The sequence below is a fragment of the Mesorhizobium sp. M6A.T.Cr.TU.014.01.1.1 genome, from assembly GCF_004022765.1.
Classification (GTDB): domain Bacteria; phylum Pseudomonadota; class Alphaproteobacteria; order Rhizobiales; family Rhizobiaceae; genus Mesorhizobium; species Mesorhizobium mediterraneum.
The window spans coordinates 29,121-55,791 of the sequence record NZ_RZPG01000019.1; the positions used below are offsets into that span (position 1 = coordinate 29,121).

25 protein-coding genes are annotated in these 26,671 nt (G+C 62.2%); 6 read left to right on the top strand and 19 right to left on the bottom strand.

From position 1 onward, the window contains the following. Nucleotides 1–39 precede the first annotated feature (39 nt). Nucleotides 40–933: an SDR family oxidoreductase gene (locus EN885_RS21175; protein ID WP_128243767.1), complete on the top strand. Its 894-nt coding sequence runs from the start codon at nt 40–42 to the stop codon at nt 931–933. 52 nt (nt 934–985) lie between these two features. On the opposite strand, the gene EN885_RS21180 is transcribed toward EN885_RS21175, so the two are convergent. Both EN885_RS21180 and EN885_RS21185 read right to left on the bottom strand, forming a co-directional pair. Next, on the bottom strand, nt 986–2,899 hold the full coding sequence (locus EN885_RS21180; RefSeq protein ID WP_095483405.1) for a potassium transporter Kup: 1,914 nt from the start codon (nt 2,897–2,899) through the stop codon (nt 986–988). 103 nt (nt 2,900–3,002) lie between these two features. Beyond that, nucleotides 3,003–3,743, bottom strand: coding sequence for a pyridoxine 5'-phosphate synthase (locus EN885_RS21185; RefSeq protein WP_095483404.1), 741 nt, complete (start codon nt 3,741–3,743; stop codon nt 3,003–3,005). 111 nt (nt 3,744–3,854) lie between these two features. On the opposite strand from EN885_RS21185, the gene EN885_RS21190 reads away from it, so the two are divergent. Beyond that, entirely contained in the window at nt 3,855–4,259 is a 405-nt protein-coding gene (locus EN885_RS21190; RefSeq protein WP_095483403.1) for an STAS/SEC14 domain-containing protein, read from the top strand. Between the two features lie 36 nt (nt 4,260–4,295). On the opposite strand, the gene EN885_RS21195 is transcribed toward EN885_RS21190, so the two are convergent. The 9 genes from EN885_RS21195 to EN885_RS21235 all read right to left on the bottom strand — a co-directional run bounded on the left by EN885_RS21195 (nt 4,296) and on the right by EN885_RS21235 (nt 15,022). Beyond that, entirely contained in the window at nt 4,296–5,423 is a 1,128-nt protein-coding gene (locus EN885_RS21195) for an ATP-dependent RecD-like DNA helicase (RefSeq protein WP_126105951.1), read from the bottom strand. A gap of 145 nt (nt 5,424–5,568) precedes the next feature. Beyond that, nucleotides 5,569–5,955 (bottom strand): nitrile hydratase accessory protein, encoded by a 387-nt coding sequence (locus EN885_RS21200; protein WP_126105950.1) that lies wholly within the window; start codon nt 5,953–5,955, stop codon nt 5,569–5,571. Further along, nucleotides 5,942–6,601, bottom strand: coding sequence for a nitrile hydratase subunit beta (gene nthB, locus EN885_RS21205; protein ID WP_095483400.1), 660 nt, complete (start codon nt 6,599–6,601; stop codon nt 5,942–5,944). Before nthB ends, EN885_RS21200 begins: the two co-directional genes overlap by 14 nt. Beyond that, nucleotides 6,598–7,209 carry a nitrile hydratase subunit alpha gene (gene nthA / locus EN885_RS21210; protein WP_127205210.1) on the bottom strand — a complete coding sequence of 204 codons (612 nt, stop codon included), beginning with the start codon at nt 7,207–7,209 and terminating at the stop codon, nt 6,598–6,600. Before nthA ends, nthB begins: the two co-directional genes overlap by 4 nt. Before the next feature lie 66 nt (nt 7,210–7,275). Then, the gene (locus tag EN885_RS21215; protein ID WP_128243766.1) at nt 7,276–10,440 is read right to left on the bottom strand and encodes an efflux RND transporter permease subunit; all 3,165 of its coding nucleotides are present in this window, start codon (nt 10,438–10,440) and stop codon (nt 7,276–7,278) included. Then, on the bottom strand, nt 10,437–11,672 hold the full coding sequence (locus EN885_RS21220; RefSeq protein WP_128243765.1) for an efflux RND transporter periplasmic adaptor subunit: 1,236 nt from the start codon (nt 11,670–11,672) through the stop codon (nt 10,437–10,439). The genes EN885_RS21215 and EN885_RS21220 overlap by 4 nt, the downstream gene beginning before the upstream one ends. A 166-nt stretch (nt 11,673–11,838) precedes the next feature. Next, entirely contained in the window at nt 11,839–12,435 is a 597-nt protein-coding gene (locus EN885_RS21225; RefSeq protein WP_128243764.1) for a LysE family translocator, read from the bottom strand. 148 nt (nt 12,436–12,583) lie between these two features. After that, the gene (gene ilvN, locus EN885_RS21230) at nt 12,584–13,156 is read right to left on the bottom strand and encodes an acetolactate synthase small subunit (protein WP_095483396.1); all 573 of its coding nucleotides are present in this window, start codon (nt 13,154–13,156) and stop codon (nt 12,584–12,586) included. Between the two features lie 84 nt (nt 13,157–13,240). Beyond that, the gene (locus EN885_RS21235; RefSeq protein WP_128243763.1) at nt 13,241–15,022 is read right to left on the bottom strand and encodes an acetolactate synthase 3 large subunit; all 1,782 of its coding nucleotides are present in this window, start codon (nt 15,020–15,022) and stop codon (nt 13,241–13,243) included. 475 nt (nt 15,023–15,497) lie between these two features. Between EN885_RS21235 and EN885_RS21240 the strand changes: the two genes are divergently transcribed. After that, a complete protein-coding gene (locus tag EN885_RS21240) occupies nt 15,498–17,300 on the top strand; it encodes an NAD(P)/FAD-dependent oxidoreductase (RefSeq protein WP_128243762.1) in 1,803 nt (600 codons plus the stop codon). Between the two features lie 13 nt (nt 17,301–17,313). Here the strand turns inward: EN885_RS21240 and EN885_RS21245 are convergent, their stop codons facing one another. From EN885_RS21245 to EN885_RS21255, 3 genes are read right to left on the bottom strand one after another with little or no spacing between them, the layout of a single operon-like run. Further along, on the bottom strand, nt 17,314–17,841 hold the full coding sequence (locus EN885_RS21245) for a GNAT family N-acetyltransferase (protein ID WP_128243761.1): 528 nt from the start codon (nt 17,839–17,841) through the stop codon (nt 17,314–17,316). Nucleotides 17,842–17,889: 48 nt separating this feature from the next. Further along, the gene (locus tag EN885_RS21250; RefSeq protein WP_095483392.1) at nt 17,890–18,198 is read right to left on the bottom strand and encodes a hypothetical protein; all 309 of its coding nucleotides are present in this window, start codon (nt 18,196–18,198) and stop codon (nt 17,890–17,892) included. Nucleotides 18,199–18,202: 4 nt separating this feature from the next. Further along, a complete protein-coding gene (locus EN885_RS21255) occupies nt 18,203–18,769 on the bottom strand; it encodes an XRE family transcriptional regulator (protein WP_128243760.1) in 567 nt (188 codons plus the stop codon). Between the two features lie 154 nt (nt 18,770–18,923). Between EN885_RS21255 and EN885_RS21260 the strand changes: the two genes are divergently transcribed. Further along, entirely contained in the window at nt 18,924–20,762 is a 1,839-nt protein-coding gene (locus tag EN885_RS21260; RefSeq protein WP_128243759.1) for an ATP-binding protein, read from the top strand. A 284-nt stretch (nt 20,763–21,046) separates the two neighbouring features. On the opposite strand, the gene EN885_RS21265 is transcribed toward EN885_RS21260, so the two are convergent. Both EN885_RS21265 and miaA read right to left on the bottom strand, forming a co-directional pair. Beyond that, nucleotides 21,047–21,838 (bottom strand): GGDEF domain-containing protein, encoded by a 792-nt coding sequence (locus EN885_RS21265; RefSeq protein WP_095483389.1) that lies wholly within the window; start codon nt 21,836–21,838, stop codon nt 21,047–21,049. 104 nt (nt 21,839–21,942) lie between these two features. Next, nucleotides 21,943–22,911, bottom strand: a complete 969-nt coding sequence (gene miaA, locus EN885_RS21270; RefSeq protein ID WP_128243790.1) for a tRNA (adenosine(37)-N6)-dimethylallyltransferase MiaA — start codon at nt 22,909–22,911, stop codon at nt 21,943–21,945. On the opposite strand from miaA, the gene serB reads away from it, so the two are divergent. Beyond that, on the top strand, nt 22,901–23,788 hold the full coding sequence (serB, locus tag EN885_RS21275) for a phosphoserine phosphatase SerB (RefSeq protein WP_128243758.1): 888 nt from the start codon (nt 22,901–22,903) through the stop codon (nt 23,786–23,788). The genes miaA and serB overlap by 11 nt on opposite strands. Further along, nucleotides 23,785–24,348 (top strand): GNAT family N-acetyltransferase, encoded by a 564-nt coding sequence (locus tag EN885_RS21280; protein ID WP_095483387.1) that lies wholly within the window; start codon nt 23,785–23,787, stop codon nt 24,346–24,348. Before serB ends, EN885_RS21280 begins: the two co-directional genes overlap by 4 nt. On the opposite strand, the gene EN885_RS21285 is transcribed toward EN885_RS21280, so the two are convergent. The 3 genes from EN885_RS21285 to EN885_RS21295 all read right to left on the bottom strand — a co-directional run bounded on the left by EN885_RS21285 (nt 24,349) and on the right by EN885_RS21295 (nt 26,602). Then, nucleotides 24,349–24,609 (bottom strand): pilus assembly protein HicB, encoded by a 261-nt coding sequence (locus EN885_RS21285; RefSeq protein WP_095483386.1) that lies wholly within the window; start codon nt 24,607–24,609, stop codon nt 24,349–24,351. It abuts the gene before it with no gap. Next, entirely contained in the window at nt 24,606–25,016 is a 411-nt protein-coding gene (locus tag EN885_RS21290) for a putative toxin-antitoxin system toxin component, PIN family (protein WP_245493120.1), read from the bottom strand. Before EN885_RS21290 ends, EN885_RS21285 begins: the two co-directional genes overlap by 4 nt. 71 nt (nt 25,017–25,087) lie before the next feature. After that, complete coding sequence (locus EN885_RS21295) at nt 25,088–26,602, bottom strand: DegQ family serine endoprotease (RefSeq protein ID WP_126105937.1); 1,515 nt, start codon at nt 26,600–26,602, stop codon at nt 25,088–25,090. Between the last annotated feature and the right edge of the window lie 69 nt (nt 26,603–26,671).

Sequence of the window (26,671 nt, forward strand, 5' to 3'; positions counted from 1 at the left end):
ATAAGCACCCGCCGCTCCGGCGCAACGACAGGACCTCCCATGACCGAAACCCTTCTCGTCACCGGCGCTTCCGGCCAGCTTGGCCGCGCCGTCATCCATCATCTGCTGGACACGCTCAAGGTGGCGCCTGCGCGCATCATCGCCACCACACGCAACCCGGAAAATCTCGCCGAGCTGGCGGCGCGTGGCGTCGTCATCAGAGCCGCCGACTTCGACGACACGGCGTCGCTGGCCAGCGCATTCAAGGGCGCCGACAGGGCTCTGATCATCTCGACCGGCGAAATCGACCTGCTTCACGGCAAGCGGCTGAAGCAGCATCAGAACGCGGTCACTGCAGCCAAGCAGGCTGGCGTTTCGCACCTGCTCTACACCTCGATGCCCAACCCGGAGCCGGGATCGCCGGTGCTGTTTGCGGGCGATCACTACGGCACCGAACAGGCGATCAAGGCGAGCGGCATCCCCTACACGATCTTCCGCAACGGCTGGTATCAGGAGAACCTGTTCATGTCGCTGCCACACGCTATTGCCTCAGGGCAGTGGTACACATCGGCGGCCGACGGCCGCATCGCCCATGGCGCTCGCGACGACATGGCCGCGGCGATCGCCGCCGGCCTCGCTTCCGGCGCGACCGAAAGCACGACGTACACGCTGACCGGCCCGCAGGCCTATACGGTCGCCGAGATCGCAGCCCTGGTGACCGACGTCACCGGCAAGCCCCTCGAGGTTGTCCAGCTTTCGGACGAAGCGCTCACCGAAGGGCTGAAGGCGGCAGGCGTTCCCGAAGGCTTCGCCCCCATCATCACTTCCTTCGACACCAACACGCGCTCCGGTCGGATCGCCATGGTGACCGACGCGGTCGAGACGCTTTCAGGCAAAAAGCCGCAATCGCTGAAAAATTTCATCGAGGCGAACAAGGCAGCTTTGGCTGGCTGACCGCGGAGGTTGCGACAAAGGCCGTGCCCTTCGACAGGGCACGGCCTTTCGACTAGATAGCCACCTGCGTTCCGATCTCAACCACACGTCCGGTCGGGATCTGGAAGTACTCGGTCGCATCCGCTGCCGTGCGCGCCAACCCGATGAACAGCTTGTCCTGCCATACCGGCATGCCGGAATTGGGTGATGCCTTGAGCGAGCGCCGCGACAGGAAGAAGGAGGTCGTCATGATGTCGAACTTCCAGCCCTGCTTGCGGCAGATCGCCAGCGCACGCGGAATGTTGGGCTGTTCCATGTAGCCGAAGGTCAGCGTCACCCGCATGAACAGCTCGTTGATCGTTTCCATCTTGACCCGATCGCTATCGGGCACGAGAGGCTGCTGCGCAGTGACCACCGACAGGATGACGTTCTGTTCGTGCAGAACCTTGTAGTGCTTCAGGCTGTGCATCAGTGCGGTCGGCGCGCTGACTGGATCGCTGGTGAGGAACACGGCCGTACCGGACACCAGCTGCGGTTTCTTCTTCAACAAATTGCCGGCAAGGAAATCGAGCGGAATCTCGTTCCTGCGCGTCTTGTCGAAGAGATAGTGACTCCCGCGTATCCAGGTCCCCATGATCAGCCCCATGAGGCAGGCAACAGCGATTGAAACCCATCCGCCTTCCACGAATTTCACAATATTTGCCAGGAAGAAGCCGGTATCTATCGTGCCAAAGAGCAGCGCGAGCGCCGCAGCGAGCGCGATCTGCCATTTCCATTGCCACCGCATCACCACAAATAGCAAAATAGTCGTCATCAGCATTTCGCCTGTCACCGAAATTCCATAAGCGGAAGCCAGGGAACTCGAACTGCCAAAGCCGACGACCAGCAGCATTACGCCGAGCGCGAGAATGAGATTCACGCGCGGCATGTAAATCTGGCCGAGTTGCATCTCGGAAGTATGCTGAACTTCGATTCTGGGCAGAAGATTGAGCTGCACCGCCTGCCGGGTCAGCGAAAACGCCCCGGAGATGACGGCTTGACTGGCGATGACAGTCGCCGCTGTTGCGAGCCCGACCATCGGTATCAGTGCCCAATCTGGCAGCATCTGGAAAAACGGATTGTCGGGCACCCCCCCGTGAGCAAGAACGAACGCGCCTTGCCCAAAATAGCTGAGTAGCAGGCATGGGAAGACGATCCAGAACCAGGCTAGCACGATTGGACGGCGACCGAAGTGCCCAAGATCGACGTAAAGGGCTTCAGCACCGGTAACCGCCAGAAAAACCGCGCCGACGGTGAGAAATGCGCCCGTTTTGGCTTCGGCAAGATAGACAACTGCATAGTAGGGGTTGATTGCCAAAAGCACCGACGGATCGTCGTGAATGTGCACCAATCCGGCAATGCCGATCGCCAGAAACCAGAGCGCCGTCACCGGCCCGAAAACGGAGGCCACTCTACCGGTCCCGAAGCGCTGCACGGCAAACAAGACGGCAAGAATCACCAGTGTAATGGGAACCACGTATGGATCGAACGCCGGGGTCACGACGCTCAGCCCTTCCACTGCTGAAAGCACCGAGATGGCCGGCGTTATGATCGCGTCGCCGAAAAACAGTGCGGCTCCGCAGAGACCAATGGCAAGAATGATGCCAGAACCGGCCGGATAAGCTTTCCGGGCCAGCGCCATAAGCGACAGGGTACCGCCTTCACCCTTGTTGTCCGCCCGAAGCACGAAAGCGACATACTTTATTGTCACGATAATCGTCAGTGCCCAGACGATCAGCGACAGAATGCCCAGAACGGCACTGCGCGGATCGGTGCCGGACGAAGCATGCAGTGCTTCGCGAAGCGCATAGATCGGGCTGGTGCCGATATCGCCGTAGACCACGCCGAGCGCGCCAAGCATCAGGACCTTGGTGCTGTGCTGTTCGACCTTAGAATGGCTTGATTGTTCGACGGGTTCTGCCTCACTACCACTGTTGGTAAGGGCCATGGACAACACTCCGATAAGCGCGCGGTGCTCTACGCTTGCTGCGATGCAATATCAAGTGCCCCAACGTGATGGCTGCCATGTAAGCAATGCGAGGCTTCCATCTCTACCACCCACAGGCCTTCAGAAATCTCTTGACCGTGCCGGCCATGCCATACTCCAACGCATCGGCTGTCAACCCATGTCCGATAGACACTTCGGCCAACGCCGGGATGCGCTTTGCCAATGCCGGCAGGTTGTTCACCACCAGATCATGCCCGGCATTGACCTGAAGCCCGGCGGCAAGTGCGGCATCGGCGGTTTTTCCCAATCTTTCCAGCTCTTTCGCGGCCTTTTCCGAATCGGAATGATAGCTGCCATACGGACCCGTATAGAGCTCGATCCGGTCCGCGCCGGTGTCGCGCGCGGCCTTCACGCCTGCTGGATCCGAATCAGAAAACAACGACACGCGAATGCCGGTTTTCTTCAGGCGTTTGACGATCGGTGTCAGGAACGCCGCGTCGGCAACGAAGTTCCAGCCATGGTCGGAGGTGGCCTGCGCCGGGTCATCCGGCACCAGCGTCACCTGCTCGGGCTGGTGCTTTTCCACAAGCGCCAGGAAATCTTCGCTCGGATAGCCCTCGATGTTGAACTCTGCCCTGGGGAATTCGTCGTCGATCAGCGCCCGGATCTCCGGCAGGTCGGAATGCCTGGTATGCCGTTCGTCGGGCCGCGGATGAACAGTCAGCCCATGGGCGCCCGCGGCAAGCGCGATGCGTCCGAGCCCGGTCACGCTTGGCCACGGCAGATCGCGCCGGTTGCGCAGCATGGCAATGGCATTGAGATTGACGGAAAGTTTTGCGGGCATTTTGCGGGTCCGGGCTGATCTTGTCGCGCATCTATACCGCCTTTGACGGGAACAGACAGGGGGTTTCCGGTGTTCCAGACGGATGGATAATGGCCAGCAAGAGGAAGAGCCGTGAACTATCTTGAAGCCGTGCCGGCGGTTCGCCGCATCGACACCGACCGCGACGACCTGTTCGCCATCGACGTCGTCGGCCATGTGGCGGCGGCCGACGCCGAAAATCTGTTCGGTTTGCTGGAGGCGGCTTACGCGCTGCACCCGAAAATCGACGTGCTGGTGCGCTTGATCGACCATGATGGCGTCGACTGGGTCGATGTGTCGGACGAAACGCTTGAACAGGGCACGGCCCGTGCCGTGGAGCATGTCGGCCGCTGCGCGGCGGTCGGCGAGCCGAACTGGGTACCCGACGCGCAGAGCTTGCTGCCTGCTTCCTTGCCCGTCGACCTCAGGCATTTCGAGGCCAAGGACGAAGCTTCCGCCTGGGAATGGCTCGGCGCCAGACCGATTGCCCCGCGCTGACGCAATCCCAGTCCACGGGGCTGCGGCTCGATCGGCCTATCTGACGATCGTCAGCCGTTCGGCCGCTCGCGTGATCGCGGTATAGAGCCAGCGCTGGCGGGTTTCCTTGAACGCCCAGCTTTCGTCGAAAAGCACGATCTCGTTCCACTGCGAGCCTTGCGCCTTGTGCACGGTCAGCGCGTAGCCGTAGTCGAAATCATCAAAGCGCTTCTTCTGCTGCCAGGGAATATCGGCGTCCGGCTCCTCGAACGCCGCTTTGAGCAGCTTGATCTTGGCGACGCCGCGGTCCGGATCGTCCTCCTCCGGTGAAACCAGCAAATTGATGCCGGGTTTCACCGTCTCGCGCGACGAGGTCATCACCTTCCACAGCGAACCGTTGAGCAACCCCTTGGCAGGGTCGTTGCGCAGGCAGACGAGCTTGTCGCCGGCCTGCGGATAGTCGGCATTGAACCCCTTCAGCTCGCGCAGCCGCTTATTATAGCGACGTCGCGTCCTGTTGGTGCCGACCAGCACCTGGTCCGCCTTCAGCACCAGCTCCTGGGTGACGTCTTCCTTGCCGATCACCTGCGCTGTGCCATAGTCGCCGCGCATGAATTCGCGGCCCTCGCGCACGTCGAGCGCCAGCCGGAGGATCGGGTTGTCGCGCGCCTGCCGGTGGATTTCGGTGAGCAGAATATCCGGCTCATGGTCGGTGAAGAAGCCGCCGCCCGAGATCGGCGGCAACTGGCCGGGGTCGCCGAGAACAAGGATCGGCGTGCCGAAACTCAAGAGGTCACGGCCAAGCTGTTCGTCGACCATCGAGCATTCGTCGATGACGACCAGTTTCGCACGCGATATCGGGCTCTGCCGGTTGAGCGAAAAGGTCGGCGACATCGAGGTCTTGCCGGTCACCTCGTCCGCTACCGATTCTTCGCCCTTCGGCCGGTAGATCAGCGAGTGAATGGTGCGGGCATTGAGCGCGCCCTTGGAACGCAGCACCTGCGCCGCCTTGCCGGTGAAGGCGGCGAACTGCACCTGGCCGTCGACATGCTCGGCGAAATAGCGCGCCAGCGTCGTCTTGCCGGTGCCGGCATAGCCGAACAGCCGGAAGAGCTGCGGCTTTCCGGTCTTGAGCCAGTTGGCGACCGCTTTCAGCGCATCGTCCTGTTGAGGGGAGAATTCCATCAGCGGGAGAGACCGGATTCGCGAGGGAAAGACAAGGCCGACAGCCACCGCCACCGATCATCGGCGGCAGGCCGCACCGCTCCAATGACGCAAGTTATCAGGCGGGAGGCGGAACGTAAAGAGAACGAAGTCGGGCCGCCACGACCTAGCCGGTCGGGTCGCCACGACCTTCGGTCGGCCTGGGATCGTTCTCGAGCAGGATCGGCTTGCCATGCGGCGTCGCATGCGCGGCGCGTTCCCAGGCGGCGGCGAGCGCATCGACGTCGCCCTTTCCGGCAACCCTTTTGGCCGACAGCAAATTTTCCAGCGCCGCCAGCCAGTGCTCGTAATAGTCATGGCCATCGCTTGCGGCACCCGGCTTCTTGACCTCGGCGGACAAGGCGTCCGCCCATTCGCTCCAGGAAAACAAGCCCTTGTCGTGCAGCGCAACCGTCATGGCGAAGGCTTCCGCTTGCCATGGCTCGGCGAATACCGGCGCATCGAGGCCCGCGGGCAGCTTGGCAGCGTGTGACTTCGCCTCACGCTGGCTCAAGGTAGCTCTCCCAGGCGTCAATCGACACGGTCAACGTCGGATCGGCGCCATCGCCCCAAATCTCCGCGCCGTCGAAAGCCACCGTATAGACCCATTGCGGGTTTTCGCCCTGGCCGTGCGCATTTGTATCAGGGAAGACAAAACCATCGCGCACAGCCTCGACGACGCCCTGCTTGCCGCGTGCGTAGCGCGGCAGCCTTGTATGGCCGGTAGGATGAAAATTCTTCGTGCGCACGAGGTCGCCCAGTTTGAACCGCGCCGATGTGGCAATCGGCCGGTCGCAGGGGCCACCCTTGGCCAGCACCGCCGGCACGTTTTCGGCCTTCAGCACTCGCTTTGGCGTCGCCGCAGGGTCGACCGCCTTGCCCGTGGCCAGATCGCTATCGCTGACGAAGCCGTGTCGCTTCAGCAAGGTTTCGAGCGCCTTGATCCAGATCTCATAATAGCTGGAGGCATAATAGTCGGCGGGATGCAGCGATTCCCGCGCATGCCGGCTCTCGTCGATATTCCAGGCGCCCATGGCGCCGGCGCACAGCGTCACGCCCAGCGCCCGCCTTTCCCAGTCGGCATGGAAATAAGGTTCGTCCTTTTCGGGCGCGACCGGCCCGAACCCCATCTGTCCGCCGAGATCCTGCGGCCCGTTCATGCCGGCTCCCGCGCCAGTCCGGTGCCGATCATGGAGTCGCGCGTCACCAGATCCGCCAGCCGCTCCTCGCTCCAGCCCTCGGTGCCATCAGGCCGCATCGGCACGACGAGGTAACGCAACTCGGCGGTGGAATCCCATACCCGGATTTTTGTCGTCCTCGGCAGTGTCAGTCCGAATTCCTCGAGCACGCCGCGCGGATCGATGACCGCGCGCGAACGATAGGGCGGCGCCTTGTACCAGACCGGCGGCAGGCCGAGCACCGACCACGGGTAGCAGGAGCACAGCGTGCAGACGACGAGGTTGTGCGTGCCTGCCGTGTTGAAGACGGCCTGCATGTGCTCACCCTGCCGGCCGGTGTAGCCGAGCGAGCCGATCGCCGCCGTCGCATCGCGCTTCAGCCACTCGGCATAGTCGGCATCGACCCACGCCTTCGCCACCACCTTGGCGCCGTTGCGCGGACCGATTTTTGTCTCGTAGGTGTCGACGATCACGTCGATCGCGGTCGGATCGATCAGCCCTTTCTGGGTGAGGATCGTCTCCAGCGCGCGCACCCGGGCGGCAAAAGGATCAAGCTCGTTATCGTGGTGGTGATCATGGTTGTGGGACATGGCCATAAAACTACGACTGCAAGCATCTCATCGCAAGCGCCGCGGCTTGGGCCAGCCCATTGGCCTCTATTCCGCTGCCGCCTTCTGCGGCTCGCCCTGCAACTCTTCTTCGCCCTCGAACAGCGAAGGCTGGTCGACGGCTTCGACGGGTGGCTGCTCGTCCCGACGCCTCGGCCACAGCCTGACAAGCCAACCGGAAAGATGCTCCATGTAGACATAGATGACCGGGGTGACGAACAGCGTCAGCGCCTGCGAAGCGACCAGGCCGCCGACCACCGCCACGCCGAGCGGCTGGCGCAGTTCGGCGCTGGCGCCGGTGCCGAGCGCGATCGGGATCGTGCCCATCAGCGCCGCCAATGTCGTCATCATGATCGGACGGAAGCGCATCAGGCAGGCTTTGTGAATGGAATCGAGCGGCGACATCCCGTCGCGCCTGAGCTCGAGCGCGACGTCGATCATCATGATGCCGTTCTTCTTGACGATGCCGATCAGCATCAGGATGCCGATGACCGCAATCACCGACAGGTCCATTCCCGCAAGCCGCAACGCAACAAGCGCGCCGAGCACCGCCGACGGCAGTCCGGTCAGGATGGTCAGCGGATGGATGAAGCTTTCATAAAGGATGCCGAGGACGATGTAGATGGTCAGGATCGCGCCGCCGATCAACAGCCCCTGGTTGGCAAGCGAATCCTGGAACGTTTTCGCCGTGCCCGAAAAAGTAGTCGAGATCGTCGCCGGCATGCCGATCTTTTCTTTCAGCGCATTGACGCGGGTGACGCTGTCGCCGAGCGCGACGCCCTGCGGCAGATTGTAGGAGATGGTCACCGCCGGAAGCTGGCCGAGCTGATTGACGGTCAAGGCACCGGCGGTCCGATCGACACGGGCGAAGGCGCCGAGCGGCACCAGGCTGCCGCTGGCCGTTCTCACCTTGATCGCCAGCATCCTTTCTGGCGACCACTCGATTCTCGGGTCGAGCTCCATGATCACCTCGTAGCTGTCGGCGGAGCCGAAGATGGTCGACACCTGCTCGGTGCCGAAACCGCCATAGAGGCTGGAGCGCAACGTATCGGTGTCGACGCCGAGCGTCGCCGCCTTGTCGCGATCGACCACCAACGACGCCTGCAAGGCGTTGTTCTGCAAATCATTGGTGACGTCGGTGAAGGCTGCGTGATCGGCGGCCATCGCATCGGTGAGCTTCTGCGCCCAAACGTCCGCCGCGCCTATGTCGAGGCCCTGCACAACGAGCTGATAGGCGCTGGCCGAAGCGCGCGCGCCGAGCCGCAGGTTCTGCACCGGCTGCATGAAGGTTTCGATGCCTGGGACATTGGCCAGCTGCCGCCGCAGGTCCGAGAGCACCTTGTCGAGATCGGGGCGCTGGTCCTTGTCCTTCAATTGCACATAGAGCCGGCCCTGGTTGAGCGCATTGTCTCCGCTGCCTACCGACCACCCGACATGCGAGACATAGGGTGAATGGGTGAAGACATCAGCCACCTGCCCCTGCAGCTTCGCCATGGCGTCGAATGAAATGTCCTGGCGCGCGGTGGTCGTCACCGAAATCTGGCCGATATCCTCCTGCGGGAAGAAGCCTTTCGGCGAGGTCTGGATCAGCCAGACCGACATTGCGGCCGTCCCGACGAAGACGAGAAAAACCAGGAAACTGTGCCGCAGGCAAAAGGTCAGCAGCCAATCATAGCCCCGCATGAAGAAACCGTGCCCGCCGCCTTCGCCCTGGGCTGCTTCGCGGTCGGCTTTCGACACCGACAAAAGCCGCGAGCACAGCATCGGCGTCAGCGTCAGCGACACGAACATCGATGCCAGGATGGCGACCGTCACCACCACCGCGAATTCGTTGAAGATGCGCCCGATCACTCCGCCCATCAAAAGCACCGGAATGAACACCGCCACCAGCGAGATCGAGATCGAAATGATGGTGAAGCCGATTTCGCGGGCGCCCTTGAGCGCCGCATCGAGGGCCGAGAGCCCGTCCTCCTCCATGTGGCGAAAAATGTTCTCCAGCATGACGATCGCATCGTCGACGACAAGGCCGACCGCCAGCGTCAGACCCATCAGCGAGATGTTGTCGATGGAAAAGCCTAACAGGAACATGGCGCCGAGCGTGGCGATCAGCGAGATCGGCACCGCCACCGCCGGGATGATCGTCGCCGTTACCCGGCAGAGGAACAGGAAGATCACCATGACCACCAGCGCGATGGTGAGCAGCAGCGTGAACTGCACGTCGTCTACCGCCTCGCGGATCGAAGTCGAGCGGTCGTTGAGCAGCTGGATGCTGGCCGCCGCCGGCATCTGATCCTGGAACGACGGCAGCATCGCCTTGACGCGGTCGACGACGTCGACGGTGTTGGCATCGGGCTGGCGCTGCACGGCCATGATGATCGCGCGAGTGCCGTCGTACCAGCTGGCTGTCGTCGTGGTCTCAACTGAATCGATGACGCGTGTCACCTCGCCGAGCCGCACCGGACGGCCGTTCTTGGTGGCTATGATGATGTTGGAAAATCCCGCCGCGTTGGTCAGCTGCGTATTGGCGGTGATCGTCAGCTGCTGCTTGTCGTTCTGCAGCACGCCGAGCGGCGTGTTGCTGTTGGCCGAGGCGATCGCCGTCTGCAGCTGGTCGATCGAAATGCCGCGTGCGGCGAGCGCCGTCGGATCGATCTGGACGCGCACGGCGTATTTCTGCTGCCCGAAGATCGAGACCTGCGCCACGCCGTCGATCGTCGACAGCGACGGCGAGATCACATTCTCGGCAAAGGCATCGAGATCGGTCAGCGGAACCGTGTCGCTGACCAGCGACATCAGCAGGATCGGCGCATCGGCCGGATTGACCTTGCGGTAGCTCGGCGGGCTGGTCATCTCGGGCGGCAATTGCCGCTGCGTTCGCGCGATCGCCGCCTGCACGTCGGCCGCCGCGGCGTCGATATCGCGGTTGAGCACGAACTGAATGGCGATCGAGGTCGAGCCGAGCGAGTTGGTGGTGGAGATCGAATCGATGCCGGCGATGGTGGCGAACTGCTTGATCAATGGCGTTGCCACCGAGGTCGCCATGGTTTCCGGCGAGGCGCCGGGCAGCGAGGCCGAGACGTTGACCACCGGAAACTCGGCGCTCGGCAGAGCGGCCACCGGCAGGAACTTGTAAGCGAACAGCCCGCCCAGCACGAGCGCGAAGGACATGAGTAGGGTGGCGACGGGCCTGCGGATGCAGAATTCGGAGATCATGGACGCGCCTCGCCAGTCTCGGCAACCTTGGGAGACGCTTGATCACTAGGCCTGGTCGAAGCTTCGGCTTCGCGGACCGGCGAGCCGTTCTTCAGCCTTGTCTGGCCCTCGACGACGACACGTTCGCCGCTCTTTAGCCCTTCGCCGATAGCGCTGTTGTCGCCTTCGGTCAGTGCGACCTGCACGGGCCGCATCTCCACCGTCTTGTCAGGCTTGATCACATAGACGAACGGCCCCTTCTGGCTGGGCTGGACCGCAACCGTGGGAACGGAGGTCATTTCCGGCATGATGCCGGCATCAAGCACGACATTCACATATTGGCCCGGCCACAGCGAAAGATCGGCATTGGGCACGCTGGCCCTGGTTGCGATCGTGCCGGAGGCGGTGTCGACGCTGGAATCGACGAAATCGAGGGTTCCCTTGCCGATCAGTGTCGGGTCACCGTCCCTGGTCAGAGTGACTGCGCCTTCCTGCGGCGCCGCCAGCGCCTTGTGCAGCAAGGCAAGATCGCTTTCCGGAAGATTGAAGTTCACCTGCAGCGGGTCCACCTGGGTGATGGTCACCAGCGGGGTCGACGTGCTGTTGCCGTTGCTGGTGGTGACGAGATCGCCAATCGTGACGCTGACCGCGCCCAGCCTGCCGGAAATCGGCGCCGTGATCGTGGCAAAGCCAAGCTGGACCTCGTCCGCATCGATCGTCGCTTTGTCGGCATCGACCGTGGCCGCGGCGGACTTCTGCGCGGCGATCGCCTGATCGTAGGTCTGCTGCGTGCCGGCCTGCCTGGCGACAAGATTCTTGGCGCGCTGAAGATCCGCCGTGGCACTTGCAAGCAACGCCTGGTCCTTGGCGAGTGTCGCCTGGTCACGGGCCAATTGCGCCTTCAGCGCACGATCGTCCAGCGAGAACAGAAGGTCGCCAGCCCTCACCATTTGCCCGTCCTTGACGGCGATCGATGTGATCTGGCTCGAGATCCGCGCGTTCACGCTGACCACGGCGGGGGAGGATACGAAGCCGATGGCGTAGCGCCGGATCGGGAAGTCGGCCTTCGAAGCGGTGGCGGCAACCACCAAGGTAGAACGTGCGGCATTTGCGGCGGCCGCCGGTTTGTTAGGCGCCGCCTGCTCCGCTGACAGCATCTGCCGGACCTTGTCCGTTGCCGTGGGCGAAAGATAGAGCCCGGCCGCGACAAGGCAGGCGACCGCAAGCACCGCAAGCACGATCTTTCCACGCATCGCCAAAAAGCCTTCTATCCGACACGCCGTGGTTCGGTGGTCATATCTGGCATAACTCGCAGCCTGATGCCGCGGTTTCACCAGATAGATAGAAGGCGCCGAAGGCGAAAAAGTGCCAAACCCGGCATTACGAAGATTTAATGTGCAGCGCACAATAAAGCGGCAGTTACCGAAGCATCGGCCACAGCGTCGCCGCCAGCAGCACGCCCATGGCGATGTTGAACCATTTCAGCCGCACCGGATCAGACAGAAAACCGCGCAGCGCCATGCCGAAACCTGCCCACGCCGAAACGCTCGGCAGGTTGACGACGGTGAAGGCTATCGAGATCAACGCCACCGAAAGAAATGGATGCTCCGGAATGGCATAGACGGCCATGGCGGTGATCGCCATCACCCAAGCCTTGGGATTGACCCACTGGAATGCTGCCGCATCGATGAAGCGCATCGGTCGCGCCTTAGCCTCGCCCTTGCCGCTGAGCGAACGCGACATGGCGATCTTCCACGCGAGATAGAGCAGGTAGACGCCGCCCGCGATCTTCAACCCGGTATGCAGCACCGGAAACGCAGTCAGCACGGCGCCCAGACCGAAGCCGACGGCCAGCAACAGCACGAGGAAGCCGATGCTGATGCCCAGCATATGCGGAATGGTTCTGGCGAAACCGAAATTCACACCGGAAGCCAGAAGCATGAAGTTGTTCGGACCCGGCGTGATCGAGGTCACGAAGGCGTAGACCAGCAGGGCGAAGAATGCGTCGAGGGTCATGGGCTTCCTCCCAAGCAGATCAGCAATATTGTCCTTTTACCTCAGACGCACAAAGGCCACCTCACGGCGGCCGGGCCAGAAGATCAGGATCAAGGCGACAGAATAAATACAGGTGGCGCCAGAGCACTGGACCCAAAGCGCCGCATGATCACATCCCCTGTGGACCGCGGTTCAACGCCGCCACGCCGGTGCGGCAGATTTCGACCAGGCCGAGCGGCTTCATGATGGCGATGAACTGGTCGATCTTGGAACCCTTGCCGGTGATCTCGAAGATGAAATGCTCGGTGTTGGCGTCGATGACGCTGGCGCGGAAGGCATCGGCCAGCCTCAGCGCCTCGACGCGGGCTTCGCCGGTGCCGGCCACTTTCACCAGCGCGAGCTCGCGCTCCAGAGGCCGATCCTGGCCGAGCTCATGCGAGCGCACGGTGAGATCGACGACACGGTGCACCGGCACGATGCGCTCGAGCTGGTGCTTGATCTGCTCCAGCACATGCGGCGTGCCGCGCGTCACGATGGTGATGCGCGACAAATGCTTCTCATGCTCGGTTTCGGAGACCGTCAGGCTTTCGATATTGTAGCCGCGTCCGGAGAACAGGCCGATGACCCGGGCCAGCACGCCCGGCTCATTGTCGACCAGCACGGAAAGCGTGTGAGTCTCCGGCTTTTCCGTTTCCTTGGCGATGAAATAGGCGGAGCCGGTCGGTTGAAGCTGTGCGTTCATGACATGAATCTCGATTTCAAACTTTTGAGCTAATTCTCTGTTTCCGCACGGCTTCTTCCAACAAGCCCTGCCTCGGCCTGGGGGCTACACCAGTTCCCTGCCCTTGGCGTCGATGGCGTTGGCCACCGCCTCGTCGGTCGCCTCGTCCGGCAGAAGCATCTCGTTATGCGCCTTGCCCGACGGGATCATCGGGAAGCAGTTGGCAAGTGTGGCGACCCGACAGTCGAAGATCACCGGTTTCTTCACCGCGATCATCTCCTTGATCGCGTCGTCCAGCTCGTCCGGTTTCTCGCAGCGAATGCCATGGCCGCCATAGGCTTCGGCGAGCTTGACGAAATCCGGCATCGCCTCGGTGTAGGAATGCGACAGCCGGTTGCCGTGCAGAAGCTGCTGCCACTGCCGCACCATGCCCATATACTGGTTGTTGAGGATGAAGATCTTGATCGGTGCGTCGTGCTGCACCGCCGCGCTCATCTCCTGCATCGTCATCTGCACCGAGGCATCGCCGGCAATATCAATGACCAGCGCATCCGGGTGTGCGATCTGCACGCCGAGCGCCGCCGGCAGGCCGTAGCCCATCGTGCCGAGCCCACCGGAGGTCATCCAGCGGTTCGGCTTCTCGAAATGATAGTGCTGCGCCGCCCACATCTGGTGCTGGCCGACCTCGGTGGTGATGTAAGTGTCCATGTCCTTGGTCAGCGCGTAGAGCCGCTGGACGGCATATTGCGGCATGATAACGTCGTGGTTCATCTTGTAGGCAAGCGAATCCCGCGCGCGCCATTTCGCGACCTGCTCCCACCACGGGTGGAGCGCCTTCTTGTCGGCCTTGGCAGTCGCCCGCCACAGCCGCACCAGATCCTCCAGCACCCGGCCGACGTCGCCTATGATCGGCACATCGGTGTGGACGTTCTTGTTGATCGAGGACGGATCGATATCGATATGGATCTTCTTCGAGTTCGGCGAGAACGCGGTGAGCCGGCCGGTGATACGGTCGTCGAAGCGCGCGCCGATGCAGACCATGACGTCGCAATCATGCATCGCCATGTTGGCTTCATAGGTGCCGTGCATGCCGAGCATGCCCATCCAGTTCTTGCCCGAAGCCGGATAGGCGCCGAGGCCCATCAGTGTCGAGGTGATCGGGAAGCCGGTGAGGTCGACCAGTTCGCGCAGCAAATGGCTGGCTTCCGAGCCGGAATTGATGACACCGCCGCCCGTATAGAGGATCGGCCTTTTGGCGTTGGCCATCAGTTCGACCGCCGCCTTGATCTTTTCCAGGTCGCCCTGGACCTTAGGCTGATAGCTCGTGCGCGGCGCCGTCTGCGGCGGCACATAGATGCCCTTGGCGAACTGCACGTCCTTCGGGATGTCGACGACGACCGGACCGGGACGTCCTGTCGTCGCGACATGAAACGCCTCGTGGATGATTGCCGCGAGCTCGTTGACGTCCTTCACCAGCCAATTGTGCTTGGTGCAGGGCCGCGTGATGCCGATCGTGTCGCACTCCTGGAAGGCATCCGAGCCGATCAGCGATGTCGGCACCTGGCCGGTCAGGCAGACCAGCGGGATCGAATCCATCAGCGCATCCTGCAGCGGCGTCACCGCATTGGTGGCGCCCGGCCCCGAAGTCACCAGCATGACGCCGGCCTTGCCGGTCGAGCGCGCATAGCCCTCCGCCGCATGGCCCGCGCCCTGCTCGTGACGGACAAGGATGTGCTCGACCTCATCCTGCTGGAAGATCTCATCATAGATCGGGAGAACCGCGCCGCCCGGATAGCCGAAAACATGCTTGACGCCATTGTCCTTCAGCGCCTGCACCACCATTTCGGCGCCGGTCATTTCGCGCCGCTCGTTCTGTCCACTGCTCATCGGTCTGGTCCCGTACTGTCCGCCATCAGGCGATTGCTGGTCGTTTAGTCGTGTTTCGGGCAATAAAAAAGGCCCCCGAGGGAGCCTGTGTGTGCGCATGGGAGGTTTTCGCCCGGCGGTTACACCGCCTTGCCCACGCGCTTTCCTACTACGAGAATGAGTGCCGTTTTCATGGTGGCGGACAATAGAATTGGTTTTGCGCCGCTGTCAACGGCCAATGTGCAGGACGCCAAAACGGTTCGGGGCGGTTGGCCGTGTCAGACAGGCCCGTTGGCGCCCATCGCGTTGAACCACCGTTCCGGTACGACCGCCGGCAGGATCAGTGTCCGCGATCGTCCCGATAAGCCATTGAAACCACGCCAAACTATTTGACGACGTGACGCGGCGCATAGTTTGCCGCGATACTCAGGCCAACCGGGCTGGGAGGGTCCGGCAAAGCCACGATGACGACCAGGACTTCACGGGAGGAAATTTGATGCTCGACAAGGCCCCAGCCCAGAAACTGACCGACCTGCTCGACCAATTCGGCGCAGCGCTCGCCGCCGGCGACATCGACAAGGCGGTCGGGTGCTTTCAGGAAGACTGCTACTGGCGCGACCTAGTGACCTTCACCTGGAACATCAAGACCATGGAAGGTCGCGACCAGGTGCGCGACATGCTGATGAGCCAGTTGGCGAAGACAAAACCTTCGAACTGGGCGATCGCCAAGGGCGAGGACGCCAGCGAAAGCGGCGAGCTGCTGGAGGGCTGGATCAGCTTCGAAACGGAGGTTGCGCGCGGCTTCGGCCATATCAGACTGAAGAACGGTAAGATCTGGACGCTGCTCACCACCATGGTCGAGCTGAAGGGCCATGAGGAACCCGCCGGCTTCGCCCGGCCGTTGGGCGCCAAGCACGGTCACGGCAAAAATCGTCCAACCTGGAAGGAGGAGCGCGAGAAGGAGGCGACTGAACTCGGCTTTATCAGTCAGCCCCACACGCTCATCGTCGGCGGCGGCCAGGGCGGCATCGCGCTCGGTGCCCGGTTGCGGCAGCTCGGCGTGCCGACCATCATCGTCGAGAAGAACGAGCGCGCCGGCGATTCATGGCGCAAGCGTTACAAGTCGCTCTGCCTGCACGACCCGGTCTGGTACGATCATCTGCCCTATATCGATTTTCCGAAGAACTGGCCGGTCTTCTCGCCCAAGGACAAGATCGGCGACTGGCTGGAAATGTACGCCAAGGTCATGGAGCTGAATTACTGGTCCTCGACCGAGGCCAAGAGCGCCACCTATGACGACAAGAAGAAGGAATGGACCGTCATCGTCCACCGCGACGGCAAAGATATCACGTTGAAGCCGAAGCATCTGGTGCTGGCGACGGGACAGTCAGGCAAGGCCAATTTGCCGAAATTCAAGGGCATGGACAACTTCAAGGGTGATCAGCATCATTCCTCCAAGCACCCCGGCCCCGATGCCTATGCCGGCAAGCGCGCCGTCGTCATCGGCTCGAACAACTCAGCCCATGACATCGCCGCAGCCCTTTGGGAGGCCGGCGCCGATGTCACCATGGTGCAGCGCTCGACCACCCATATCTCCAGATCCGACACGCTGATGGAAATCGGACTGGGTTCGCTCTACTCGGAAAAAGCCGTGCAAGGCGGGATGACCACGGCCAAGGCCGACCTCGTCTTTGCGTCCCTGCCCTACAAGATCCTGCATGAATTCCAGATCCCGGCCTACGCCGAGATGAAGAAGCGCGACGCCAAATTCTACGAGGGGCTGGAAAGGGCAGGATTCATGCTCGACTGGGGCGATGACGATTCCGGCCTGTTCATGAAATATCTCAGGCGCGGCTCAGGCTACTACATCGATGTCGGTGCTTCCGACCTCATCATCGATGGCTCGATCAAGCTGAAAAGCGGCGTCGAGGTCAAGGAGGTCCGGGAGCATTCGGTCCTGCTTAGCGACGGATCGGACCTGCCGGCCGACCTCATCGTCTACGCCACCGGCTATGGCTCGATGAACGGCTGGGCGGCCGACCTGATATCCAGGGACGTTGCCGATAAGGTCGGAAAATGCTGGGGCCTCGGCTCCAACACTACCAAGGATCCCGGCCCCTGGGAGGGCGAATTGCGCAATATGTGGAAGCCGACGCAACAGGAAGCACTGTGGTTCCATGGCGGCAATCTGCACCAGTCGCGCCACTATTCGCAATTCCTGTCGCTGCAGTTGAAGGCGCGGCACGAAGGCATCGCAACGCCGGTCTACGGGCTGCAGCAGGTCCATCACAAGGGATAGAAATTCAGAGCAGTCACCGGGACTGGGCGATGCGCTTCCAGTAGATAAGCGTACCGGTCAGCCCGCCATGCGGCTTCAACGCGTAGTCCGGTATTTCGCCGGCTAGCGTGAATCCCAGCCTCTCATAGAGGCCGGAGGCGCCCTCCTCTGCCGCTGTATCCAGGACCAGCAACGTGCGGCCTTTCTCGACAGCGAGGCTTTCGGCCGCCCGCATCAGGCCGGTAGCCACGCCCTTGCCGCGATGATCGACACGGGTCATCAGCTTGGCGATCTCGGCCCGGTGCGGCTGGTTGGGAGGACAGTCGAGCAGCAAGGTGACGGTGCCGACCAGAGCCTCGCCATCCCAGGCGGCGAGCACCGCTCGTTCGCCTCTTGCCGCGGCCATAAGCGATCTGGTCCAGAAGGCGCCTGCCGCTTCCGGCGCCAGCGGATGCATGAAACTGACTGATCCGCCGGCCGCAACCGTCTCGATCAGCATATCGACCAACATTGCCTGGGCTCCCGCAGCCTGAGTCAGAGCCTTGATTTCGATGGAGCTCATGCGTGCGATGTCCTTTGACTGCGTGGAGCGATCTGCGTGTTCCAGCCGTCAATCCAGACGACTGACTCGGCGTCGCTTTCGTGCTGCCTTGATCGCGGCGATGCGATCGGTGTCCTTTGGCTGCAGATGCAGCCCGCGTTCCAGGATTTCGAGCGTATATTCCTCATAGGTCAGGCCCAGCCGCTCGGCCTTTTCCATCCGCATCAGCATCACGTCGCGGCTCGGCGCCTTCCACGCCTTGGCATGCGCAGCCTGCCAGGCAAGGAAGATATAAGGGTCGCCCTTGCCCCATGGGGGGCCCTTGTAGTCGTCGAGTGGCGGTCCCCCATTGTCGGAGCGTTTGGGACGGCGTGCCATGCGTTCAGCCTCTTGCCAGCGCAACCAAATAGTCGGCGGCGTCCGGTCCAGGAGCATGGAAGGTGCAATTCGACGGCGCGCCAAGCGCCAGGCAGTCACCGGGTTCGAGACTATGCACGACATCGCCCTCGGTGAATTCCAGCCGTCCGGAAATCAGCCAGATCTGCTGTCTGATGAAGGCGTAGGACGCGGCCGGAAAACTCACCTTGGCTCCCGCCGGCAATTGCACCCGGATCAGTTCGAGCGGCATGTCCGAGACCGGCGAAAGATGCCGCCTGATATAGCCGGTGGCGGGATCGCGCCAGACCGGCTGATCGCTTTGGCGAAGCAGCCCGCCGCCCTGCAACTCCGCCCGCGCGATGAGGGTGGAAAGCGTCATGCCGAAGGCCGCTGCGATGCGCACCAGAAGTGCTGCGGTCGGGCTCGTCTTGCCGCGCTCTATCGTGCTGAGCATGGCCTTAGACACGCCGGAGCGGTCCGCGAGCTCCGCCAGTGACCAGTTCTTCAAAGCCCTTTCGGCGCGTATTCTTCTGCCGATGGTCGAGGAGATATCGTTCGCTATAACAGTCATTAATCCGGTATATCGAAATTACGGATTCGAGCAAGGGGCCGATCGGTTCAATTTTCGCGAATGGCTTAATGCCCCCTACACCATCCGACCTCACCCCACCTTAACCCCGCCGAGGTAAGGTCGATCGCCTGGGGAAATAGGAAGCAGCCTGTCCATGTTCGTCGACCGCGAAGCCTCCGTTGGAGAGCCGACATTGCAGGAGCGCCGCAAGGCGGAGCAGAACGACAAGCGCATTCTGGGCAATGTCGTCCAGTGCGACGGAGCGCGCGCCACCATCAGCGCCTATGCCGCCGATGTCGAAGGCACGGTCACCGGCCATTGGAGCGTCGGCAAGATGATCTCCATCAATCTTGGCACCACGCGAACGGTCGGCCTGGTCTACGAGATCGGCAAGTCGGATCGCGCCTGGAGCAATGAAGGCCAGAACCCGATCGAGGTTAGCATCGAGCTTATCGGCGAGGTGCGCGACGGCGCCGAGCCCGGCGCCAAGCCGATTTTCGACCGCGGCATCACCACCTACCCGCATATCGGCGCCATCGCCCACCGCATTCGCAGCCGCGACCTGCAGGCGGTCTATGATCTCGCCGGACGTCATTCGATAACCATCGGCACGCTGTCACAGGACGAGGCGATCGACGCCAACATCGCCATCGACGACACGCTGGCGCGCCACTTCGCCATTGTCGGCACCACCGGCGTCGGCAAATCCACCGCCGTCTCGCTGCTTTTGCGCAAGTCGATCGCCGCCCGGCCCGACCTGCGCGTCCTTATCCTCGATCCGCACAACGAGTTCGCCGCATCCTTGCCCGAACACTGCGTCAGGGTCGATTCGACGACGCTGGACCTGCCCTTCTGGATGTTCAAGCTCGAGGAATTTGCCGAAGTGCTGTTTCGCGGCCGCGAGACCGTGCCGGAAGAGATCGATGCCTTGCGCGATCTCATACCCGCCGCCAAGAACCTGTACCGCAATCCGAATTCGGGCGGCTATCTCAGGCGCGGCAGCGATGCGCTGACCGCGGACACGCCGGTGCCCTATCGCGTTGTCGATCTCATCAAGCAGATCGACGAGCGCATGGGACTGCTGGAAAGCAAGAACGACCGCCCCACTCTCAAATCGCTGAAGACGCGCATCGAATCGGCGGCCTCGGATCCGCGCTACCGCTTCATGTTCAACTCGCGGCTGATCGAGGACACTATCCACGAGACGATCGGCAATATTTTTCGCGTGCCGCATCACGGTCGCCCGGTGACCTGCTTCGAGATGGCCGGCATGCCGTCGGAAGTGGTCAATTCGGTCTGCTCGGTGCTGGCGCGCCTGGCCTTCGACCTAGCGTTGTGGAGCGAAGGCCGGCTGCGATTGCTTTTGCTGTGCGAGGAAGCCCACCGCTATATGCCGGCCGATCCGCGCCTCGGTTTTGCACCGACCCGGCACGCGCTGTCGCGCATCGCCAAGGAAGGCCGCAAATATGGCTGCTATCTTGGTGTCGTTACCCAGCGCCCGGGCGAGCTCGATCCCACCATCCTGTCGCAGTGCTCGACCTTCTTCGCCATGCGGCTCGCCAACGAGCAGGACCAGGCGATCGTCCGCTCGGCGATCGCCGATTCCTCGGCCTCGACGCTGGCGTTCCTGTCTTCGATGGGCCAGCGCGAAGCCATCGCCTTCGGGGAAGGCGTGGCGACGACCATGCGGCTGAAATTCGAAAAACTGTCCGCGGATCTGATCCCCGGCACGGCCAAGCGCGAGGAAGCCTTGCCGTCCGAGATCGGCAACGATGTCGATCTGGTGGCGATCGTCGAAAGGCTACGCAACGTGCCAAAACCGCAGCAGGCGATGGCCTTCGCCGAAGTCGTCGATTCAAACCGGCAGGCCGGCGATCCCAACTATCGCAAGCCACCCGCCCCGACTGTCGCACGCGTCCAGCCGGACGACGATTTCGACATGCGCTATGGCCTGAAACCCGCAACCTTCGGCCTGCGCCCGCAGAACGATTGAGCCCAGCAGCGAATAAATCCTGAAGACTTTGTCAGTCTCGGAGCTTGGATAAATCCCGGAAGGGAATTCATCAGTCCGAATCGAATGACGAGAACCGGAGCGGAGCGGACATTCGAGTCCGTGAGCACGCGCATGACCCCGAAAATCGGAATCGATTTTCGGAAAGGATCATGCGCAAACTAAAAGTGCTACAGCATCCTTTGCGCGTCCAAAGGACGCGCGGCGCTGTAGTAGCGCAGAAAGCTGCGTCAGTCGGCCGGCCTCATGAATTCTTCTCAGGGATTTCAGGCGCAGACGCGGTTGCGGCCTTGCCTCTTGGCCTCATAAAGCTGGCGATCCGCGCGGCGATAGAATTCTTCGGCGGTTTCCTTGCGATCCCAGACGGCGAGGCCGACGCTGGTGGTGATCTTCAGGCGAACATTGCCTGACAGTATCGACATGTTGGCGATCGCCTTGCGGATGCGCTCGGCGAATTTGGACAGCAGTTCGGCGTCCATGTTGGGGGTGACTACTGCGAATTCCTCGCCACCCAGGCGCGCAACCACGTCGTGATAGCGCGTCATGTCCTTGAGACAATTGGCGACCGCCCGCAACACTTCGTCGCCGACATCATGGCCGTGGGTGTCGTTGACCTGCTTGAAATGGTCGAGATCAAGGATCATCAGCCCGACCGGCTTCTCGATGCGGCGGAATTCCTCGAGATATTCCTTCAGTGCATCGTCGAAATAGCGCCGGTTCTGCATGCCGGTCAGGCTGTCGGTCAGCGCCGCATGCTCCAGCGTTTCCGAACGGGCGCTGAGTGAAACCGTCATGGCGCGCAGCTTGCCTTCTTCCGTCGCCTGCTTGCGGATCAGTGGGTAGATGAAGAAAATGCCGAAGAACAGTGCAGTCGCCAAAAGAACGCCGGTCGCAAACAACAGCTTGTTGAGATAGATGATCTTCTCAACCCCGGAAGGCGTAACACTCTCGGCCGCGAAGGCCTGCAGAAGCCCATAGGCGTGAAGCGTCACCAGGCCGGCGGCCAGGATCACGAAGATGAAGACGAAAAAGGCTGATTCCGCCTTGTGAAAACGCATCTGCTCCCCGTTGGAAAATTCCCACAGACCTTATGGCATGGAGGGCCTTACGGACGGTTAACTAGGACAACTTCGACGGGAAGTCTCCCCCCAAGATCAACTTTTCAGGTTGCACTGGAAAGGGGATCCGAGATCGTGGATCCCACACGATCACCGGGGCGCAGTCTCAGCCATTCCGGACCCAACTGATGCCTGAACCAGGTCGCCTGGCGCTTGGCATATTGTCGCGTCGCGATCTTTGCGCGCCCGATCGCTTCGGGAAAACTCAACTCCCCGGCCATTGCGGCCTGGAGTTCGCGAACGCCGATCGCCTTCATCGCCGGCAAATCGGGATCGAGACCAAGGCTGGTGAGCTGTTTGACCTCATCGAGGGCGCCCTTCTCCAGCATGCGGTCGAACCGCGCCTCGATCCGCTCCACCAGCGCCGCCCGGTCCGGTTCGATCACGAAGAAGCGTGCGCTGTCCCTGTCGATCAACGGCCGGCCGCGCGCCGCCTGCCATTCCAGGATGGAACGGCCTGACGCGTCGAGCACCTCCAACGCCCGCACGATGCGCTGGCCATCGGTCGGCTTCAGCATCATGCCTGCTGCGGAATCCTCGCGCAGCAAGATGCGGTGAAGCTTGGCCGCGCCCTGCTCCCGGAGTTCGTAGCGCCAGCGGTCACGGATCGGCTGCGGAATGTCGGGCATTTCCGAAATGCCTTGCGCAAGCGCCCGGAAATAAAGCCCGGTGCCGCCGACGAAAATCACCGGCCGCTCTGAGAGCGTGCCCTCGTCGATGAGCTTCATCACGTCGCGCAGCCAGGCGCCGGTGGAATAGGCGATGGAGGGATGAACATGCCCGTAGAGATAATGCGGGACGCGAGCGAGTTCGGCAGCGGTCGGCCGCGCCGTCAGCACGTCGAGCACAGAATAGCCTTGCATGGAATCGGTGTTGACGATGACGCCGCCCTTGCGCTCGGCGAGATCGAGCGCGAGAGCGGACTTGCCGCTGGCGGTCGGCCCGGCTATCAGGATCGCGTTCTCAACGCGGCCCTCGCCCGCCTGCCCGCCGGAATTTTCGATGCCGCTGATCGCCACGCTCGTATCCCATCCCGCCGGCCGCGCATTGTCGCCGGCGCTTGCGAATATGGCGTCACGGTCGGTCGGCGCAAGCACTGTTCGCTGGCTGGCCGAAAGCATCGCCTGCGAATTCGCTTTGCCCGAGGCGGCCGGAGCCGCTGAAACGACCGCCAGCCTGCGCGCCGTGCTCGCACCCGAACCGGTCGACGTGATCGTTCAGCAGGTCGAGGCAAGGCGAAAGAAAATCCTTATCGCCGATATGGATTCCACGATGATCGATCAGGAGTGCATCGACGAGCTTGCCGACGAGATCGGCGTCAAGGATTACGTCGCCGCCATCACGGCGCGATCGATGAATGGCGAGATCGCTTTCGAGCCGGCCTTGCGCGAGCGGGTGGCGCTGCTGAAAGGCCTCGACACTGCCGTGGTCGACCACGTCATCACCAACCGCTTGACGCTGGCTTCCGGCGGCCGCGCGCTTGTCCAGACCATGCGCGCCAATGGCGCATGGACTGCGCTCGTGTCGGGTGGCTTCAACGTCTTCACCGCACGCATCGCCGCCATGCTCGGCTTTCAGGAGAACCGCGCCAATCGGCTGATCGAGCAGGGCGGCCACTTCACCGGGCTGGTGGCCGAGCCGATCCTGGGGCGCGCCGCCAAAGCCGATGCGCTACTCGAGATTTCGGCCCGCCTGGGGCTGACGACCGCAGACGCCATTGCTGTCGGCGACGGCGCCAACGACCTCGACATGATCCGCCTTGCCGGCGCGGGTGTGGCACTTCATGCCAAGCCTGTCGTGGCGGCGGAGGCAAAATTCCGCATCGACCACGGCGACCTGACCGCGCTTCTCTATCTGCAGGGCTACCGGCGGGAGGAGTTTGTAGAGTGACGCCGATCCGCACCGAGCGGCTAATCCTGCGCAACTGGGAGGATCGCGACCGCGAGCTCTTCCACCGGATCAATTCCGACGAACGCGTCATGGAATTCTTTCCATTTCGCCGCGACCGCGCTGCCGCGGACGCCAAAATGGACGAGTTCCGCGCCTGGATCGCCGAGGATGGCTACGGTTTCGCTGCCGCCGAGATAATTGAAACGCGCCAATGCATCGGCTTCGTCGGCCTCCTCGATACCGATCATTTGCCCTTCCTGCCCGCCGGCACCGTCGAGATCGGCTGGCGGCTGGCGCCCGAATTCTGGGGCCATGGCTATGTCACCGAGGCGGCCGAAGCGTGGCTCGCCTATGGCTTCGAAACGCTTGGCCTCGACGAAATCGTGTCCTTCGCCGTTAGGGATAATCACCGTTCCACCGCGGTCATGAAGCGCCTGGGCATGATCGCCGACCCGGCCAGCGATTTCGACCACCCCGGCATTCCGGACAGCCACGCCGCGCTCAAGCAGCATGTGTTCTACAGGCTGACAGCCAAGGATTGGCGAAAAAACCGACCCTAATCAGTGCTTGTCAAACGGAAGCTCGTCGCCGGGTTGCGGCGGTTTGACGCCGACGCGATCGAGCACTTTCGAGAAATCATCGCCCGATGCATCACCAGCCCGTCGACGCAGGAAATCGGCCGCTGTCTCCATGGCTCCCACCTTTTGCGCCACAGCCGAAGCGATCCACTGGTTCAGCGACACACCATCAGCCTTTGCCAGACGTGCAGCCGCCTCCTTGATCGACAAGGGAAGTTTCAACGGATAAGTCGCCTTGCTCATGTTCGAAATCCTTCTAACAATTCGGCGGGGCTGACGACTGGAACTTCAAAACGGCCTGCCGCATTCACAAAATCGCGGCGATTGTGAGTGACCAATGCGTCTGCCCGACCATTGATCGCTGCCTCAAGCACCATCTCATCCTTCGGATCATTCAATTGCGGGCGCCAGAGAAAGTGCAGTTCGACCGGCTCTGCCAAGACAGCGAAGCCGGCCAGCAAACGATCCAGATCTGCAAGCGACAATCCGTGAATTGCCCGTTGCTCAGGGCGGGTCAGCACGGTTTCATATTCAAGAAACAGTGCTGTTGTCACCAATGGGCAAAGCTGTCGATTTGCGACCAACCGCAAAACGGCAAATGACGCACCATTCCTGCTGCGCAGACCTGCGGTCAGAACGTTTGTGTCCAATGCGATCCGCTTCACAGGTCAAAATAGTACATCCCATGGGATGTTTCAACGTGCCTGTGAAGCTACCAGACTCAATCCATCCGGATCGTCACAAACCGCAACTCGCCGGTCTTCGACGCCAGCATCAGCAGGGCGTTCTTGCGTCCCTGCTCCTTCAATGCGGCAATCCGGTCCATGACATCCTTGGGCGTGGCGACCGATTCCTGCGCGATCTCGGTGATCACCTCGCCGGCCTGGATGCCGCGTTCGGCGGCGGCCGAATCCTTGGTGACCTCGGTGATGACGACGCCGGAGACTTCGGCGGCGATGCCGAATTTCGTCCGCGTCTCGTCGTTGAGCTCGCCAACGGTCATGCCGAGCACGGAAGCCGTCGAAACGGCAGGCGCCTTGTCGCCATTGTCCTGATCGGTGCTGCCGTCCTCGCTGCTGGCAAGCTTTTCGCCATCTTCGAGCCGGCCGAGCGTCACCTTCACGGTCTGCTCGACACCCTTGCGCACGATGACCACGTCGACAGCCTTGCCGACCGAGCTTTCCGCGACGACACGCGGCAGGTCGCGCATTTCATTGACGTCCCTGCCGTCGAACTTGATGATGACGTCGCCCGCCAGGATGGTGCCGTTGTCGACGGGTCCGCCCTTGATGACGCCAGCGACCAGCGCGCCCTTGGCCGTCGCCATGCCCAGGCTTTCGGCAATGTCGTCCGTCACCGGCTGGATGCGCACGCCGAGCCAGCCGCGCCGCGTCTCGCCAAATTGACGGAGTTGGTCGACGACGCCCAACGCGAGCTGCGAGGGAATGGAAAAGCCGATGCCGATCGAGCCGCCGGACGGCGAGATGATCGCCGTATTGATGCCGATTACCTCGCCGCTGCTGTTGAACAGCGGTCCGCCGGAATTGCCGCGGTTGATCGCGGCATCGGTCTGGATGAAATCGTCGTAGGGACCGGAATTGATGTCGCGGTTGCGGGCCGAGACGATGCCCACCGTTACGGTGCCGCCAAGGCCGAACGGATTGCCGATCGCCATCACCCAGTCACCAACACGCATCTTGCTGGAATCGCCGAATTTCACCGCCGTCAGTTTGTGCCCTTTCGGATCGACCTTCAGCACCGCCACGTCGGTCTTGGTGTCGGTGCCGACCAGCGTCGCCTTTAGCGTCACGCCGTCTGAGAAATTCACCTCGATGTCGTCGGCATCGGCGATCACGTGGTTATTCGTCACCACGATGCCCTGCTCGGCGTCGACCACGAAGCCGGAGCCCAGCGACTGCACCTTTTGCGAGCGATCGCCCTGTTCGCCGGGACGGTTCTTGAAGAAATCGTCGAAGAAATCCTGAAAGGGCGAGCCCTCTGGAAGCTGCGGCATCGGCACCGCGCCAGGCCCCTCCGTGCCCTTCACCCTCTGCGAGGTCGATATGTTGACCACGGCACCCAGCAGGCCCTGCGCGAGATCGGCGACCGAAGCCGGGCCATCCGCGGCGGCCGTCGGCGTCACCAGCGACGGGACGGTAGCGGCGCCAATAAGAAGTGCTGCAGCACCCGAAGTGAACGTCCGCCTCGCCGCGCGCAAAAAGCTGTTGGATGTCATCGAGAAGTCTCCCGGTGTCTCAGAAAGGAAAAGCGCTCGCCGAAAACGCTGCGTCGAGTCATGTTGGCA